Origin of the sequence: Vibrio sp. zbq_1 (assembly GCF_043102935.1) — a bacterium.
GTDB classification, from domain to species: domain Bacteria; phylum Pseudomonadota; class Gammaproteobacteria; order Enterobacterales; family Vibrionaceae; genus Vibrio; species Vibrio parahaemolyticus.
The window spans coordinates 348,216-365,262 of sequence record NZ_JBICJH010000041.1 but is presented as its reverse complement, the minus strand read 5'-3'; the positions used below and the strand labels follow the sequence as shown (position 1 = coordinate 365,262).

The 17,047-nt window shown below is 46.3% G+C and carries 16 protein-coding genes; 4 read left to right on the top strand and 12 right to left on the bottom strand.

Annotation, left to right across the window (positions count from 1 at the left end):
• Window positions 1-46 precede the first annotated feature (46 nt).
• From ACF8CV_RS19545 to dnaQ, 3 genes are all read right to left on the bottom strand, one after another.
• Window positions 47-598, bottom strand: coding sequence for a nucleotidyltransferase domain-containing protein (locus ACF8CV_RS19545; RefSeq protein ID WP_031831997.1), 552 nt, complete (start codon window positions 596-598; stop codon window positions 47-49).
• Between the two features lie 208 nt (window positions 599-806).
• Window positions 807-2,057, bottom strand: a complete 1,251-nt coding sequence (locus tag ACF8CV_RS19540; protein WP_015297131.1) for a TIGR03503 family protein — start codon at window positions 2,055-2,057, stop codon at window positions 807-809.
• A gap of 8 nt (window positions 2,058-2,065) precedes the next feature.
• Window positions 2,066-2,788, bottom strand: a complete 723-nt coding sequence (dnaQ, locus tag ACF8CV_RS19535; protein WP_025788949.1) for a DNA polymerase III subunit epsilon — start codon at window positions 2,786-2,788, stop codon at window positions 2,066-2,068.
• 58 nt (window positions 2,789-2,846) lie between these two features.
• On the opposite strand from dnaQ, the gene rnhA reads away from it, so the two are divergent.
• Window positions 2,847-3,311 (top strand): ribonuclease HI, encoded by a 465-nt coding sequence (gene rnhA / locus ACF8CV_RS19530; RefSeq protein WP_005484436.1) that lies wholly within the window; start codon window positions 2,847-2,849, stop codon window positions 3,309-3,311.
• A gap of 4 nt (window positions 3,312-3,315) precedes the next feature.
• Here rnhA and ACF8CV_RS19525 read toward each other — a convergent pair whose 3' ends face one another.
• The gene (locus tag ACF8CV_RS19525; protein WP_005481108.1) at window positions 3,316-4,071 is read right to left on the bottom strand and encodes a class I SAM-dependent methyltransferase; all 756 of its coding nucleotides are present in this window, start codon (window positions 4,069-4,071) and stop codon (window positions 3,316-3,318) included.
• Between the two features lie 38 nt (window positions 4,072-4,109).
• Here ACF8CV_RS19525 and gloB point away from each other — a divergent pair, with 38 nt between their 5' ends.
• From gloB to ACF8CV_RS19510, 3 genes are all read left to right on the top strand, one after another.
• Window positions 4,110-4,868 (top strand): hydroxyacylglutathione hydrolase, encoded by a 759-nt coding sequence (gene gloB / locus ACF8CV_RS19520; RefSeq protein ID WP_005456739.1) that lies wholly within the window; start codon window positions 4,110-4,112, stop codon window positions 4,866-4,868.
• Between the two features lie 258 nt (window positions 4,869-5,126).
• Window positions 5,127-6,713, top strand: coding sequence for a LysM peptidoglycan-binding domain-containing protein (locus tag ACF8CV_RS19515; protein ID WP_020838643.1), 1,587 nt, complete (start codon window positions 5,127-5,129; stop codon window positions 6,711-6,713).
• Window positions 6,710-7,396, top strand: coding sequence for a YIP1 family protein (locus ACF8CV_RS19510; protein WP_005494291.1), 687 nt, complete (start codon window positions 6,710-6,712; stop codon window positions 7,394-7,396). Before ACF8CV_RS19515 ends, ACF8CV_RS19510 begins: the two co-directional genes overlap by 4 nt.
• A gap of 11 nt (window positions 7,397-7,407) precedes the next feature.
• Here ACF8CV_RS19510 and ACF8CV_RS19505 read toward each other — a convergent pair whose 3' ends face one another.
• From ACF8CV_RS19505 to lpxB, 8 genes are all read right to left on the bottom strand, one after another.
• On the bottom strand, window positions 7,408-8,253 hold the full coding sequence (locus tag ACF8CV_RS19505) for an endonuclease/exonuclease/phosphatase family protein (protein WP_025557845.1): 846 nt from the start codon (window positions 8,251-8,253) through the stop codon (window positions 7,408-7,410).
• A gap of 86 nt (window positions 8,254-8,339) precedes the next feature.
• Complete coding sequence (glnB, locus tag ACF8CV_RS19500; RefSeq protein WP_005436810.1) at window positions 8,340-8,678, bottom strand: nitrogen regulatory protein P-II; 339 nt, start codon at window positions 8,676-8,678, stop codon at window positions 8,340-8,342.
• Window positions 8,679-8,867: 189 nt separating this feature from the next.
• Window positions 8,868-9,179 (bottom strand): cytochrome c, encoded by a 312-nt coding sequence (locus ACF8CV_RS19495; protein WP_025508723.1) that lies wholly within the window; start codon window positions 9,177-9,179, stop codon window positions 8,868-8,870.
• 57 nt (window positions 9,180-9,236) lie between these two features.
• Entirely contained in the window at window positions 9,237-10,553 is a 1,317-nt protein-coding gene (gene tilS / locus ACF8CV_RS19490; RefSeq protein ID WP_138938262.1) for a tRNA lysidine(34) synthetase TilS, read from the bottom strand.
• A 76-nt stretch (window positions 10,554-10,629) separates the two neighbouring features.
• Window positions 10,630-11,589, bottom strand: coding sequence for an acetyl-CoA carboxylase carboxyl transferase subunit alpha (gene accA, locus ACF8CV_RS19485; RefSeq protein ID WP_005480969.1), 960 nt, complete (start codon window positions 11,587-11,589; stop codon window positions 10,630-10,632).
• A 47-nt stretch (window positions 11,590-11,636) separates the two neighbouring features.
• Window positions 11,637-15,116 carry a DNA polymerase III subunit alpha gene (gene dnaE / locus ACF8CV_RS19480; protein WP_005456698.1) on the bottom strand — a complete coding sequence of 1,160 codons (3,480 nt, stop codon included), beginning with the start codon at window positions 15,114-15,116 and terminating at the stop codon, window positions 11,637-11,639.
• Window positions 15,117-15,198: 82 nt separating this feature from the next.
• The gene (rnhB, locus tag ACF8CV_RS19475) at window positions 15,199-15,834 is read right to left on the bottom strand and encodes a ribonuclease HII (RefSeq protein ID WP_020841167.1); all 636 of its coding nucleotides are present in this window, start codon (window positions 15,832-15,834) and stop codon (window positions 15,199-15,201) included.
• A gap of 9 nt (window positions 15,835-15,843) precedes the next feature.
• Window positions 15,844-16,983, bottom strand: coding sequence for a lipid-A-disaccharide synthase (gene lpxB / locus ACF8CV_RS19470; protein WP_169578854.1), 1,140 nt, complete (start codon window positions 16,981-16,983; stop codon window positions 15,844-15,846).
• Between the last annotated feature and the right edge of the window lie 64 nt (window positions 16,984-17,047).

Genomic DNA, 17,047 nt, shown 5'->3' with positions numbered 1-17,047 from the left:
AGAGGCCTCTTAAGCACCTCGCTTCTTTTGATTTGAAGTACCGAGTCTATAGTTTGTCTGCGAGTTTCTTTAAATAACTTTTGGCTAATTCATTATTATCGCGGCTAAGCCATTTTATGCAGTCAAACAATTCCCAAATCAGACCTTGGTCGCCAATAGTATAAACAGGAAAATCTTCATGCTTGGGTGCCGGTTCGTTAGTAACCAGTTCATTAATAAATTCATCTTTATCGAATAGGATTATGAAGGGCTTTGAAAGCTTAAAAGGTTCACTCAAATCTAAGCAATGAATCTCAGCACTAGTTAGATCGTTGAAGATATATTTTTTGAAGTGTGCCATCTCATTATGATCACCTTCTAAGCGATAGAAGATCTCTCTGTCAGCTTCAAACTGAGCAAAACAAGGCTCAGCATTTTTATGGAAATTGTTTTTGGTGAAAACAACAACATCCGCATCCGATACTCGGTCTCCCTTTCCTGAAGACAATGAACCTAGCAATACCGCGGCAATAACATTCTCTTCATTGACAAAGGCGTTGTATGCCGACTCCACCAATGCCTTCTGTAAAGGCAAATGATCTAGATTTAACATTTCCATTTTCAAAGCTCTCTCCTTATAGTTTGTACGAACAGACTAATACTAAGAGTCTATAATGCGAGCTTTATCGGCATGCTTCAATTAAAAATCAAATAGTTAGTTCTCACATTTACTTATTTGGACGGACAGAAGATCCCTAGCATTCATGGCAAAAACCCTAGAAAAAAACGGAGCCGATGGGCTCCGTTCTTTCTCTAACTCTTCTGCCTTATTTCTTTGGCACTTCCAATTGCATTTCAGGCATGGCTTGTCGTTTCGCTTTTAACTTACGCCACACAATCCAAGCCACAATAGCAATCAAAAGCATCACTACGTTGCCGACCGCAATGATGATCATGCTGCGTTTACGCTCTGCTTCGCGCTCTGCAATGATGCGTTTTTCCATCTCAATACGGCGTTGCTCGGCCAGCTCTGCTTCTTTGGCGATGCGGGCAGCTTCTAAATCCACTTCATCAACGACACTGAAGGTTTGTTCTTGAATAGGAAACACTAGTGCACGCTGGGTTGCGAAATCCGTTGCAAAGATTTCTCCGCGCCATGAGTACTTGCCCAGTTCAGGATCGTTATCCAAGTTCAAGGTGGTTTTCATACCATCCTGTGACACTTGCCCTTGGCTGTAGGTAATAAAGCCATCAGGTGCATTTTGCTCGACGTTTACCGCGATAGAACCGGGAGCAATCATACCTTGCTCACCACTAACCACCAGCTGATGTGGTTTCTCTGGGCTACGAGATTGAATAAACGTACGTGAGACTGGGTTTGGGTACACCAAAATCACCTGTTCTTGCGCACGCAAAAATACGCCGTTTCCAGAGGTGATTCGTGCGCGGTACTTGCCCGGTTCCACTTCGATAGGTAATTGAACGGTGAAGACGCCATCGCCCGCTTGTTCATCCAGACCGCGACCATCATCAGAAAATTCGCCAATGATCATCGGCACTGGGCGTGCTTCTTTTATCAGTTCGTCTTCATTTTCGACAAACTTAGTAAAGGTGACTCGCAAGTTGACGCGGTCGAGAAAGTCTCGCAGGACAAGCGGCTTATCGTCTGAAGTTAAACGCGCAGTGAACTTGAGCGCTTCTCCGTTATAGAGACGGTTAGGGAATACGTCGGTGCTGAGCTTGAGATGTGAAATTAAGCGGATGTTGTTTTTTGGGGTTACTTTCCCCACAGCTTGCCAAGGACCGGGCATTGGGTTATCGACTGAAATGATGTCGAGTGATGGTTCTTGATACCAACGAACGTTGTCGTAAGAGCCCCACGCGTAATATTTTTTACCATCTGGACGAACTAACACAACAGGTTGAGAACTTTGTTCACGATAAACCAGAAAAGTAATCTGTTCGATGGTCGGGTCGACACGAAAACGGTTATCCAACAAAGACATGGCGGACTCGCTCGCGGCAAATGCGAAACAACTCCAGATCGCTAAAATAGCGACCGACAAAGCCCTCAACATAGCTTCTCCTATTGGTGCCAAATACAGTCGTTTACCAGTTCTAATCTTTTCTGGTGCGCTTCTAATTCATCGGCAGTTGCACGCAAAACCTTTAGTGCTTTTCTTCCTTCAATGCGGCGAATGGTTTCTACCCCGCCTTCTTGTTTGTTGGCGTTAAATTCTAGACTCGTTTGCCCACCAGTCATCAGTAGGTAAACGTCGGCTAGAATCTCCGCATCGAGCAATGCCCCGTGGAGTGTACGGTGCGAGTTATCAATGCCGTAACGTTCACATAATACGTCGAGGTTGTTGCGCTTGCCCGGGAAGATTTTCTTCGCCATGGCAAGCGTATCCGTCACCTTGCAGTAATCGTCGGTTTTACCAATTGTTGGATCGAGTTTTTCAAACTCATAATCCATGAAGCCAGTATCGAAGGGCGCGTTATGCGCAACCAGTTCTGCGCCTTTGATAAAATCAAGAAACTCTTGGTGGACACTCGCGTATTCCGGTTTATCTATCAAGAATTCATCGGTAATACCGTGTACTTGTATCGCCTCAGGTTGAATTTCACGATCGGGCTTAATGTACACATGGAAATGACGACCAGTCAGCTTACGGTTGATGATCTCCACGGCACCGATTTCGATGATGCGGTGACCTAAGTAGTGCGGACCACCTTCTTGGTTCATACCTGTGGTTTCGGTATCGAGAACGACAATGCGATTATGTTCAGAATTGCTGCTGGTATTCATAAGGTTATGTATGTCAGACTATGCTTTATTAAATGTTTCGGCTAATAGTACCAAAAATATGACCAAACACGTTGAGATTTTCACAGACGGATCTTGTTTAGGAAATCCAGGCCCTGGTGGCTACGGCATCGTCTTACGCTACAAAGACGTAGAAAAGACGCTCTCCAAAGGCTACACCCTCACCACCAACAATCGCATGGAAATGTTAGCCGCTGTTGTCGCCCTGCAAACACTGAAAGAGCCGTGCCGTGTCACGCTGACGACCGATAGTCAGTACGTGCGCCAAGGGATCACGCAGTGGATTCACAACTGGAAAAAACGCGGCTGGAAAACCGCAGATAAAAAGCCCGTGAAGAACGCCGATTTATGGCAAGCACTGGATAAAGAAACGGCACGCCACCAAGTGGATTGGCATTGGGTTAAAGGCCATGCTGGACACAGAGAAAACGAAATCTGTGATGAACTCGCCCGCACAGCAGCAGAAAACCCAACAGAAGAAGATACAGGCTACCAGCCATCTTAATACGCTAGTAGCGCTGGCTCGACACTCTCTTCACACCAAATCCCTCTCGGTTCATCACGCCAAGCGGCGTCAGTTTTTTCTTTAGACGCCAATGTGGTTTGATTGGCTTGAGAGGGTACGTTCGTTTACGAGCGACGATATAGTACAAGCTCCCCGCCGGAGAAGCCCAATCCCCCAAGCTGTTTTCTAACCAAGTCCACATGGTGCGATAACGTGTCATAGGAAACAGCGCATAACGATCACAATGAATTACTTGGTAATTGAGTAACCCCAACCAGTCATTGATTCGGCTCGAAGTAAACATTCGTCCACTCCACGGCAAGTTATTTTTACGCCATGGGAATAAACTCGCTAAACCAGTAAAGCTAATTGGGTTAAAACCCGTAATGATCAAGCAGCCATCATCCATCATCACTCTGTCTACTTCTCGCAGCAGACGGTGTGGATCACTTGCATAATCAAGCTGATGGGCAAGTATCACGACATCAAAGCTTTTTTCCAAAAAGGGCAATTCGTAACCATCTGCGATAACATTGTGCAACGGGTTCTGGATATCTACGTTGACTTGGTGTTGAATGTTACAATTACAGCTGGTTAGCTCACAGCTCAACCCGCCCAGTTTGAGCATATGGTAGCCGAACAGTTTCGGACACCATTCATCAAGTCGGGTCTGGATTGACTCAAGCACCCAAGGCCCATTGTTCATCGCTGACCAAGTCGATGGGTGCGGTAAAGTTTTGTTGCTGAGTGCTGGTTTCATTAACCACCTGACTTAAAAAGGGTGACGGAGAACGAATCGTGTTAGAGATCAAAAGCATACCCGCATTTAATGATAATTACATCTGGCTGATACAAAATAGCGACAAGCGTTGCGCCGTGGTCGATCCAGGCGATGCACAGCCAGTACTAGATTATTTGCAGGCTAACGAATTAACTTTAGAAGCGATCTTAGTTACACACCACCACAACGATCACATTGGCGGTGTTCCAGATTTAGTTCGTGCATTTCCTCACGTTACCGTTGTCGGCCCGAAAGCGGAGCCAATTCCGACCTTAACAACTCCTATGGAAGAAGGCGATAAGCTTGAGCTGTTCGGCGAAATCTTCTTGGTGCTCGGTTTGCCGGGGCACACGCTCGGTCATATAGGGTATGTAGGCGATAGCAAGCTGTTCTGTGGTGACGTGCTATTTTCTGCTGGTTGCGGTCGTATTTTCGAGGGTACACCAGAGCAGATGTTTGAATCCCTGAGCAAAATTGCAGCGCTTCCAGAAGAAACACAAGTGTTCTGCGCGCATGAATATACAGCGAGTAACGTTGCCTTTGCGCTGGCTGTGGAACCCGATAACGAGCAACTACGTCAATACCGAGACGATGTGAACCGCCTTCGTGCACTAAATATTCCTACCCTTCCTACAACGCTGCGAAAAGAAAAGTGGATTAATCCATTCTTGCGTACCACCAATCCAGACGTTGTTAAGTCTGTCGCGAACCGCATTAAAAATAGCGATCCATGCTCGGTTTTTACTGCTTTGCGTGAGTGGAAGAACGAATTTTAACCATTTTCTGCTTGTAAGTTTGCAAGACCCCAGTATTATCAGGGGCTGATTTTTTGGGAAGCGCCACTGGCGCTTCTCTTACGTTTGGGGTCGATATAAATCAACTTGAATGTCGCTCCCATGCATAATTTTAGAAGCTCTCCGCCTCTATTGAATATTAGTTAGTGTTAAAAGATGTCTATTATCTCACGACTGCCACGCAACTTAGGCTGCGCGACAGGCAGGAGAAGATAAAAAGGCCCTAAATAGGCTGAACCCATGCGTTTGAAGTATAGCTGGGCGTTGGTGTTGTTATTATCTGGCTGTCAATTGACTCAGCCAAATTCGTCCACCACTCCAACTCCAGAAACCAACAAGTCAGAGCAAACTGCTAAGCAGAATGCCACTAAGACTAAATCTAAAAACAAACAATCTTTGGCGAAAGATTCTGCTAAGGATACGCCAAAAGTACTCTCCCCTCAGGAACAAGAAGATGTGTGGCAACGTATTGCTATGCAGCTTGAAATGGACATCCCAAACAACAAGAAAGTGGATTATTACCGTACGTGGTATTTGAAACACCCAAACCACCTGTACACGGTATCTAAACGTGCAGCGCCATTTCTTTACATGATCACGCAACGTATCGAAGAACGTGGATTGCCAATGGAGCTTGCTCTTCTACCGGTTGTGGAAAGCTCATTTGACGCTTTCGCCTACTCGCACGGTAGCGCAGCAGGTTTGTGGCAGTTTGTGCCAGGCACCGGGAAAATGATGGGGCTTGAACAAAACTACTGGTATGACGGGCGTCGCGATGTCGCTGCCTCTACCGATGCTGCATTGGATTATCTTGTTCAATTAAATGAACGTTTTGACGGAAACTGGGAACACGCAATCGCAGCCTACAATAGTGGCGGCGGTCGTGTATCTAGCGCTATCCGTAAGAACAAAAAATTGGGTAAACCTGTCGACTTTTTCTCTTTAGATCTGCCCAAAGAGACCAGTAGCTACGTGCCAAAACTTCTCGCTCTTGCGGACGTGGTGGCAAACCAAGAAAAGTACGGTATCGACATTCCATCTATCCCAAACAAACCAGTGCTGACGTTAGTCGATCCGAAAGAACAACTGGATCTCGCTATCGCTGCTGATTACGCGGGCATCGGGGTAAAAGAGCTGCAAAGCTACAACCCTGCCTACAACCAATGGTCCACCGCACCAGAAGGTCCTCATCAGCTTCTTATTCCTGTGGAGAAGAAGGATGCGTTCTTAACTCAAGTTGAGAGCAATCGCGGTAAAGGCATGAAAGTCGCGCGTTACAAAGTCAAATCTGGCGACTCGTTGAGTATGTTGGCGAAGAAATACGGTACGACCTCAAAAGTGATTCGTCGTGCTAACGGCCTGTCGAACAACAACATTCGCATTGGTCAGTACTTACTTATTCCGACGTCAACCAAAGACGATTCAAAGTACGCACTTACAGCGCAAAACCGTTTGAACAAAACGCAATCGCAAGCTCGTGGCCAACTGAAACTGTCACACGTTGTGCAATCGGGTGAAAGTTTGTGGTCTATCGCTCGTGACAACAAGGTTTCACACAAATCGCTAGCAAAATGGAACGGTATGGGACCAAAAGATACCCTGCGCGTCGGTCAAAAGCTGGTGATTTGGAAAAAATCAGACCAAGGCGCCGTGATTCGTACCGTGTTCTACAACGTTCGCTCTGGCGACACCATCAGTGGCATCGCAAGCAAATTCAAGGTGAAGAGCAACGACATCGTAAAATGGAACTCGCTGCATAAGCAGAAGTACCTAAAACCGGGTCAAAAACTTAAGCTGTACGTAGATGTAACTAAGGTAAGTGTATGAACCCGTCAAGTAACCCACTCGTAATGTTGTTGGATATATTCCGTTCTCCAACCTCTTGTTTTCTTGCGCTTTATCAGCGTGGTGGTTGGGGATGGCAACCTTTCATCTTTTTGATGCTAAGCCCATTCCTATTTTGGGGCGCGTACTTTTCGAACGTTGATTTTACGTGGTTAAGTGACCAACTCACTGTACAGTTCCAACAAATCGACCCACAGCAGATTGAGCTATTGGAACCAAACACGTTGATGGCAAGTGCGATCATTAATGACGTGTTCAATCGCTTTGCGACGCTTTTGTTGCTTGCGTTTTGGTTCTTCCTTGCGACTAAAGCAAGTAAACAACAATACGGTTATTGGAAATGGTTTGCGGCATCGTGCGCCATTTTGTTTCCAGCGGTATTGGGCGACATTGCAAGCTACGCAAGCTTACTATTGAAACATGGTCAGGTAATGACCTATGCGGCGGATCTCAACAGTCTCAATGGCTTACTGAAGTTGCCACTCACCAACGAATGGTCTCATTTTGCTAGCTCACTGCCACTTCTGTTGCCTTGGTACATTGTTCTAGGTTACGGCGTGGTATTAACGTGGACTGAATTTGAACGCGGACAGGCTCTGGTGATTTCGAGCCTGCCTTGGATTGCGTTTTACGTAATTTGGGCGTTGTACATCGTTATCGCTTAAGCTGACTAACACTAATCGTTAAGCGTAAACGACACCAGTAATGGATTATGATCGGAAGCGTCACTCTGCGGCGCTTTCGCATTTTTCAGCGTTAGTCCGCGGTAGAATACATGGTCTAGCGGCAAACCCGTAATAAACTGCGTACGATGATCTGGCGAGAATTGTACTTCTCTCAAATTTGCTTCCCTCAGGGCCTGCTTCATGGCCGAAATCCGATATTCGCTCCAACTATTAAAATCACCAGCAAATACGATTGGCCCGCTGTGTTGTTTAAGTAGCGTCTCAAGCGCAGAAAGTTGCGAAGTATATTCTTCCGTTCCAACGGTAAAGTTGATCGCATGCACATTGATAACGGCCAAGCTCTCACCATTACTTAAACGATACTGGCTGTACAACGCCGATTTTGGCAAACGCAACCACGGTTCTTTTGACGTGTACGCGCATGCTTTAACTGGCTGCTTTTGAGCAATACTAATCACGCCAGCTCCGCTGCCTAACGCTTTAAACGCGCTGACTTGGTTGCTGACCCAGCTGCCATCTACCAACCATTGTTTAAAACTGTCTGTCATGCTGGCTTCTTGCAGCAATAACAATTGCTTATCTGCCGAGAACAACTCCAGCTCAGATTGCCAGTTAGCGCGATTTTGCTTGTAGATGTTCCAAACTAAAAGGTTGAGTTCACCGTTATCGTCCAGAGCTTTTGCTCCGCTAAACTCTATACATCGAATGTCTTCGGTAATTTCAGAACCAGTTTGTGTGATGATCTGTGGGTGTTCTGGCACGGTAAAGATGACTTGAAAACTCACTACCGCAGCCATGATTAGAAAGGCTAAAGAGAGAACAAAACGCTTAAACATGAGAGCGTACCTGAATGCATGAAATAAAAAAGGAGCCTTATTGGGCTCCCTTTTAGCTTAATCAAAAATGCGATTGTAGTGAAATCTTAAATCGCGTCTTCGTCTTCTTCACCAGTACGGATACGAACCACACGCTCAACATCCGTTACGAAAATTTTACCATCGCCAATCTTACCTGTTTGCGCGGTTTCGATGATGGTTTCTACGCATTTGTCTGCTACATCTTCAGTAACAACAATTTCCAGTTTCACTTTCGGTAGGAAGTCCACCATGTATTCCGCACCGCGGTATAGCTCAGTGTGGCCTTTCTGACGACCAAAACCTTTCACTTCAGAAACGGTCATCCCTGTGATGCCTACTTCAGCAAGTGCTTCTCGAACATCATCCAATTTAAATGGCTTGATAATCGCTTCAATCTTTTTCATGTTCATCCCTTAAGCTTCAATCGTTTGCGCATATTATCGTTTAGCGTCTCATAACATTCAATGTTTGTCTCTGGTTCATCAGCTAAAATCCTGAGCTCAATAAGGTTTATTAAGTCGAGACAAAACAAAACCAGAGCAATGCTCTGGTTTTGTAGAAATAAGATAACGACTTGTTAATGCGCTTTTTACTTACTTCAAACTTGAGTAGTAAGCGGCAAGGTTTGCAATATCGTCATCAGAAAGCAGCGACGCCTGAGCCTGCATTACCGCAGCAAGACCACCGTTACGTTCTTTGTTTTTGTAAGCCTTGATTGAGCTCACGATGTACTGCTCGTTTTGCCCTTTCAAATTTGGGTAGCCTGGAATCGTTGCGTTACCGTCTGCGCCATGACATGCCGCACATACTGCAGCTTTAGCTTGTCCCGCAGCGGCATCACCCGCCAGAGCTTGGCCACTCAACATGGTTAGTGCAGCCACTGCACCGATCATTACTTTCTTCATTGCTTCACCTAATCGTTTTTTTATTTGAGATAGTTATGGTCGATATTGTGACATGAATTACAAAGGCTTGCGCCAAATGAGTTCACAGTCTTGGCCACTAAATGTTTGATCCACAAACAAGTCTGCGACTGCAACAACTTGGTCTTTGTACATCAAAATCGGGATCTGACGACGTAACCAGCTTGGCACATTGTATTCTTGGAATAACTTTTTCAGTTTACGACTGCAACTACGTGTTGTGGGGTGTGCCGACAAACCTTCGGGATTGAAAGTAACCCTCAATAACTCGGGGTGCGATGGCAGCGAAATACTTGGCTGATGAGAACCCGAACTAAGCGTTAACGTCCCCAAACTCTCAGGTAAAACCAGTGGCTCATCGATTTGGATATGGCCTTGCCAACTCGTCACATCGTCATGAGGCGTAACCCAGTACAATTTGTTTTGGAAGCGTCGGATCTCTCCTTGTTTGAGTTTAAGCTTTGGATTGGCATCTTGTTGCGCCAATGCCACTTCTTGCCAAATCAAGCGCAATTGAGTTTGACTCGGCATGTTTGCATTCAATTTACTCAACCACATACGAATCAAACGCGCTTGCGCTAATTCACTATGGATAGCTAACTCATCAATACTTAAGCTCAAATCCGCCTGTAGAGCCCGCGCAAACACCGAACCTAGGAGTTCATCCAATAACGATTCTTGCTGAGCACATAAGCTTGCGCTTCGTTGCACGGCTTGATGAATACTCGGCCAACGCTCAGACAACTCAGGGACGATACGATGACGTAAAAAATTTCGATCGTAGCGCGTATCTTGGTTACTTTCGTCTTCTACCCATTCCAAACCAATGTTCTTCGCCGTCGCTTCTATCTGCTCGCGCTTGGTGTTAAGTAGCGGACGAACTAATGTGCCACCAGCAAACGGCATACTTTCTGCCATCGAAGATAAACCCTTAGGTCCACTTCCACGTTTCAACGCGAGTAAAAATGTTTCGACTTGGTCGTCGGCATGCTGACCTGTTAGCAATAAGTCGCCACGATTGATATGACGAGCCAGAGCTTCATAGCGCGCTTCACGTGCCAGCAATTCAATGCTCTCACCACTATTGGTATCTAGGTTCACACGCTCTACCGAGCACGAAATACCTGCTTGTTTCGCCCATACTTGACACTTATCGGCCCAAATGTCCGCATTTTCACTCAAACCATGATGAACATAAACCGCGTGGCAAGAGAGGGAGTTTTCTTCTCGATAACGGCGAAGTAACTCAAGTAACAAGCGCGAGTCCACACCACCACTAAACGCGACAACGACCTTCGTTTGAGGTTGATAATAGGTGTTCAATACATGAGAAAACTGCTGGTAAAGCGATTCCATAAGCGATCCGATAGGTACAAAAAAGGGTTAGACATATGTCCAACCCTTTCCATTTTATCCGTTATCTCGCGAGATATCAGCAGTAACCGTAGTTCATTAGACGTTGGTAACGGCGTTCACGTAGCGATTCTTCATCTAGCTGCTCAAGATCTTCTAGCTGACGAAGCAGCGTCGCTTTCATGTTTTCAGCCATTTTAACGTGATCGCGGTGCGCGCCACCTAGTGGCTCTTCGATGATCTCATCAATTAGCTCAAGTTCTTTAAGGCGAGGAGCAGTTAGACCCATTGCTTCTGCTGCTTGAGGCGCTTTGTCAGAATCACGCCATAGGATTGAAGCACAACCTTCTGGAGAAATTACTGAGTACGTAGAGTACTGAAGCATGTTCACATAGTCGCCTACACCAATAGCTAGTGCACCGCCTGAACCACCTTCACCTACAACGTTACAGATTACTGGAACTTTAAGACCAGACATCACTTTTAGGTTTTTCGCGATAGCTTCAGATTGACCACGCTCTTCTGCACCAACACCTGGATATGCGCCAGCTGTGTCGATGAATGTGATGATTGGCATGTTGAAACGCTCGGCCATTTCCATCAAACGTAGTGCTTTGCGGTAACCTTCTGGCTTTGGCATGCCAAAGTTACGTCTTACTTTTTCTTTTGTCTCACGGCCTTTTTGGTGACCAATGATCATCACTGGACGACCTTCAAGACGTGCAATACCACCGACAATCGCTTTGTCGTCTGCGAATGCGCGGTCACCCGCGAGTTCGTCAAACTCTTCAAATACGTGTTGAACGTAATCAAGCGTGTATGGACGTAGTGGGTGACGAGCCAGTTGAGCTGTTTCCCATGCACCTAGGTCGCTGAAGATCTTCTTCTTAAGTTCTAGGCTCTTCTTCTCAAGCTGTTCGATTTCTTTATCCAGGTCAATTGCAGAATCACCACCATGACGTGATACGTCACGTAGTGCTTCGATTTTCGCTTCTAGTTCTGCAATTGGCTTTTCAAATTCAAGAAAGTTTAGGCTCATCTATGAATCCTTGTTGACTCAGCGTCTGACATATTGCGCTGAATTTTTTAGTTAAATTCGAGTTCTACCTGGCTTTTGCCAAGCAACTGTTTTAAATCGTCTATTAATGTATCACTTGGCGTTACTCGCCATTCGGTGCCCAATGTTAACCGCGCTCTGGCGTCGGCACGCTGGTAGTATACATTGACGGGTACGGTTCCGGCTTTGTGCGGTTCTAAAATACGACTAAACTGCTCAAAGAATTGATCATTGATCTGGTTCGCATCAATTGATACCGACAGACCACGTGCGTATTTTTCGCGCGCGCTGCCGAGATCCATAACTTCACGCGCCGACATTTTAAGGCCACCGTTGAAGTCATCAAAGCTGACCTGTCCCGAAACCACCAAAATTCTGTCTTTTTCGAGAAGTTCAGCATACCGATCAAGTGCATCGGAGAACAGCATTACTTCCATTCGACCACTTCGGTCGTCCAACGTCATGATACCAATGCGAGTACCTCGCTTGGTTGTCATCACTCGCGCAGCAATCACTAAACCTGCTACCGTTACCGATTGATCGCGACGTGTTGGGGTCGCATCCTTTAGTCGACAACTGGTGTATTTGTTTAGTTCCTTTAAATACGCGTTAATGGGGTGCCCGGTCAAATATAAACCGAGAGTTTCGCGCTCCCCTTCTAGCCAAACCTTTTCTGGCCATGGTGGCACTTGCGTGTATTTATTCTCAACTTCTTCTGGTGCATCGGTCAACACACCAAACATATCGCCTTGGCCAAAGGCCTCTGCTTGGTGATGTTGGCTGGCCGCTTTAACGGCATCGTTCAGTGACGCCATCATCGCCGCTCGATGAGGGCCAAGTCGGTCAAGTGCACCTGCATAAATCAGCTTTTCGATGACGCGTTTGTTAACACGTTTGAGATCGATACGAGCACAGAAATCAAATAGATCTTTAAAGTGACCACCTTTGTTTCGCGCTTCTAGTATCGCATCGATAGGGCCTTCACCCACACCTTTGATTGCGCCGATACCGTAAACAATCGCACCGTTTTCATCAACGTTGAAACGGTATAAACCGGAGTTGATGTCTGGCGGCAACACGGTGAGTTTCATGCGGAAACATTCGTCCACCAGACCAACTACTTTTTCGGTGTTATCCATATCGGCTGTCATTACCGCCGCCATGAATTCAGCTGGATAGTGCGTTTTAAGCCACAGCGTTTGGTAAGACACCAGTGCGTAAGCCGCTGAGTGCGATTTGTTAAAACCGTAACCTGCGAACTTTTCTACCAAGTCGAAGATTTTCATCGCCAACTCGCCATCAACACCGTTCTTCACTGCCCCTTCTTCGAAGGTTGCACGCTGCTTGGCCATTTCTTCCGGCTTTTTCTTACCCATCGCACGACGCAGCATATCCGCACCACCAAGGGTGTAGCCAGACAAAACCTGCGCAATCTGCATTACCTGTTCTTGATACAGAATGATGCCGTACGTCGGATCGAGGATTTCTTTTAGTGACTCGTGTTGCCACTTTTCATCGGGGTAAGAGATCGCTTCTCGGCCATGTTTACGGTCGATAAAGTTATCTACCATGCCCGATTGCAACGGACCCGGACGGAACAAGGCCACCAATGCGATGATGTCTTCAAAACAGTCAGGCTGAAGTCGTTTGATCAGCTCTTTCATACCACGCGATTCAAGCTGGAATACCGCAGTGGTCTCTGAGTTTTGGAGTAAACGAAACGAAGCCGGATCTTCCAAAGGTATCGACTCGATACGAACAGGAGGTTTACCTTCCTTCTCCAAGCGCGGGTTAATCAACCCTAATGCCCAGTCGATAATGGTTAGAGTACGTAGGCCCAAGAAGTCAAACTTAACCAGACCAGCAGTTTCTACGTCGTTCTTATCAAACTGAGTTACGGGGAAATGTCCTTCCGCATCCGCATAAATTGGCGCAAAGTCTGTAATCGTGGTTGGTGAAATTACAACACCACCCGCGTGCTTACCGGCGTTACGTGTACAACCTTCTAATAGGCGACACATATCGATGAGTTCTTTAACTTCCTCATCGGCCTCATAAAGCTCAGGCAGAGCAGGCTCGGCTTTAAACGCTTTTTCTAGCGTCATACCCGGATCTGGCGGAACCAGTTTCGAAATACGGTCAACGAAACCAAATGGGTGACCAAGAACACGACCAACGTCACGGATTACCGCTTTCGCCGCCATCGTACCGAATGTGATGATCTGAGATACGGCATCGCGACCGTACATTTCGGCAACGTGATCAATTACTTGGTCACGCTTATCCATACAAAAGTCGACGTCGAAATCGGGCATGGATACACGTTCTGGGTTCAAGAAACGTTCGAAGAGCAAGTCATATTCAAGCGGATCAAGATCGGTGATTTTCAGCGCGTAGGCCACCAAAGAACCGGCACCCGAACCACGACCAGGACCGACTGGAATCGCGTTGTCTTTCGACCACTGGATGAACTCCATTACGATCAAGAAGTAGCCAGGGAACCCCATTTGGTTGATTACGTCGAGTTCGATTTGTAAACGCTCGTCGTATTCTGGACGGCGCTTTTTGCGCTCTTCTTCATTAGGGAATAGGAACTCTAGACGCTCTTCCAAACCTTCTCGCGACTTCATGACCAAGAATTCAGTTTCTTCCATCCCTTCTGTTGGGAAGGCTGGCAAGAAGTATTCACCCAAACGAACGGTCACGTTGCAACGCTTGGCGATCTCAACACTGTTTTCTAGCGCTTCTGGAATATCAGCAAACAGCTCACACATTTCCTCTTCAGTGCGAAGGTACTGCTGCGGGCTGTAATTTTTTGGTCGGCGTGGATCTTCTAATGTGTAGCCATCATGAATCGCAACACGAATCTCGTGCGCATCGAAAAGGTCTGCACTTAGGAAAACCACTTCGTTTGTCGCGACCACAGGCAAGTCATGTTGCTCAGCGAGATCGATGGCAAAATGCAAGTACGTCTCTTCATCCGGACGACCTGTACGAATCAATTCTAGATAGAAACGGTCCGGGAAATGCTGTTTGTAAAACTCTACACAGCTTTCAACCAGTTTACGGTTACCTTTAAGCAGCGCTTTGCCGATATCGCCATTTTTAGCACCAGAGAGAACGATTAAGCCTTCTGACATCTCGGCCAGCCACGCCCTATCAATCACAGGTTGGTGCTGAACGTGGCCACGTAAGTACGCTTTGGAAATCAGTAACGTGAGGTTCTTGTAACCTGCATTGTCGGCAGCAAGTACTGTCAGCTGGGTCAGTTCTTCACCAAATTCATCAGATTGCATTTTGAAATCTGCACCGATGATCGGTTTAACGCCGGAGCCATGCGCTGTGCCATAAAACTTCACCAAACCACATAAGTTGGTGAAGTCAGTCAAAGCCATGGCAGGCATACCAAGCTCGGCGACTTTCTTAACTATCGGTGGAACTTTATTGATACCATCCACCATCGAGAAATCACTGTGAATACGAAGGTGGACGAACTTGGGATCTGACATTAACAGGTACCGTGTAACTCTATTTTGTTTGGGATTCTAACCTAAAGGGGGCTGGGTTTATAACACCAATCCGCCCAATTTATTAATCTAAGCCTAAAGCTTTCTTTACTGGTTTGAAGCTCTTACGGTGCTCGCTTATCACACCATGTTGCTCAATTGCTTCAAAGTGCGCTTTGGTTGGATAACCTTTGTGCTTCGCAAAGCCGAATTGCGGATATTGTTTATCCAGCTCTTCCATCTCTTGGTCGCGCACAACTTTAGCAATGATGGAAGCGGCACTGATTTCAGCCACTCGTAAATCGCCTTTCACCACAGCTTGAGAATCCATCGGTAGCTCAGGGCAACGATTACCATCGATCAGCACTAAATCTGGCTGTACCTTCAGTCCCGCAATCGCACGTTGCATAGCAACCATGGTAGCTTGCAGAATATTCAGTTCATCAATCTCTTCGGGAGAGCAACGGCCTACCGCCCACGCTAGCGCTTTTTCTTTGATTTCAGGAAGCAGTGCCAGACGCTTTTTCTCGCTCAGCTTCTTAGAGTCATTCAAGCCTTCGATTGGGTTATTGGGATCGAGGATAACTGCAGCGGTGACGACATCTCCAACCAAAGGGCCGCGTCCAACTTCATCGACTCCGGCGATCAATTGGTAACCTTGAGGGTATTCAAACGGAGGGAGCTCTACTTTTGCTTTTGTCGTTTTTGCTTTCGCGACCATGGTACTTCTCTATTTTTCAATCAATTTCAATACTGCATTCGCAGCTTGTTGATCCGCGTCTTTACGAATCCAATGATGCATTTCGGTGAACTTATCAAGCATTGGCTTATTATCACTCTCTAGCAAACGAGAAACTTCATTGAACAAGTTGTCTGGTGTGCAATCGTCTTGAAGATACTCTTTAACCAGTTCGTCATCTGCGAGAATATTGGGTAGTGACACGTACTTAGTTTTCAATAGGCGCTTGGCCAGAAAGGCGGTAAAGGTATTGACGCGATAGCCAACAACCATAGGACGCTTAAGCAACATGCACTCTAACGCTACCGTTCCAGATGCTAGCATTACCGCATCAGAGGCTGTAATAACATTGCGAGCTGTATCATCCACTAATTTGAAATCAAGCTCGGGCGCATGCGCTTTCCACGCTTGCTCAAATTGCTCTCGACGTTTTTGATTAACTAGCGCCACTACAAAGCCCAAACCGGGGTATTTTTGGTGCAGAAGCTTGCACGTCTCAATGAATGGCTGAGAGAGCATCTTGAGCTCACTACCACGGCTACCCGGTAAAACTGCTAACCATTTTTTGTCTTGTTCAAGTCCTAGCAGATCTCGCGCAGGCGCTTGCTCAGATTGCAAAGGAATAGCATCCGCTAAGGTGTGGCCGATAAACTCACAAGGCACGTTAAATTTATCGTAAAACGCCTTTTCAAACGGTAGAAAAGCCAGTACCAGGTTGGTCGCAGCCTCGATTTTGAAGATACGCTTTTGACGCCACGCCCATACTGAAGGGCTCACGTAGTGCACGGTTTTAATGCCTGCTTGCTTTAAATCTAACTCTAGACGCAAGTTAAAATCTGGCGCATCAATACCGACAAAAACATCTGGCGGGTTCTGGGTGAAGTACTTAACAAGCTCAGCTTTTACTTTTAATAAACGAGGTAATCGTCCAAGCACTTCAACTAAGCCCATTACAGCTAACTCTTCCATATCAAAAAGAGATTCACAGCCTTGCGCGATCATTTTTGGCCCACCGATGCCAACGAACTCTGCATTCGGGTATCGTTCTTTCACTGCCTTGATAAAGCCTTCCCCTAGCGTGTCACCAGATAACTCGCCAACAATGATGCCAATACGTAATGGTTTTTCCATATCGATTCCGCCCTATGTACTATGGATAAGGGATTCCTTATCCATAAAACACAAAAAGACCGCA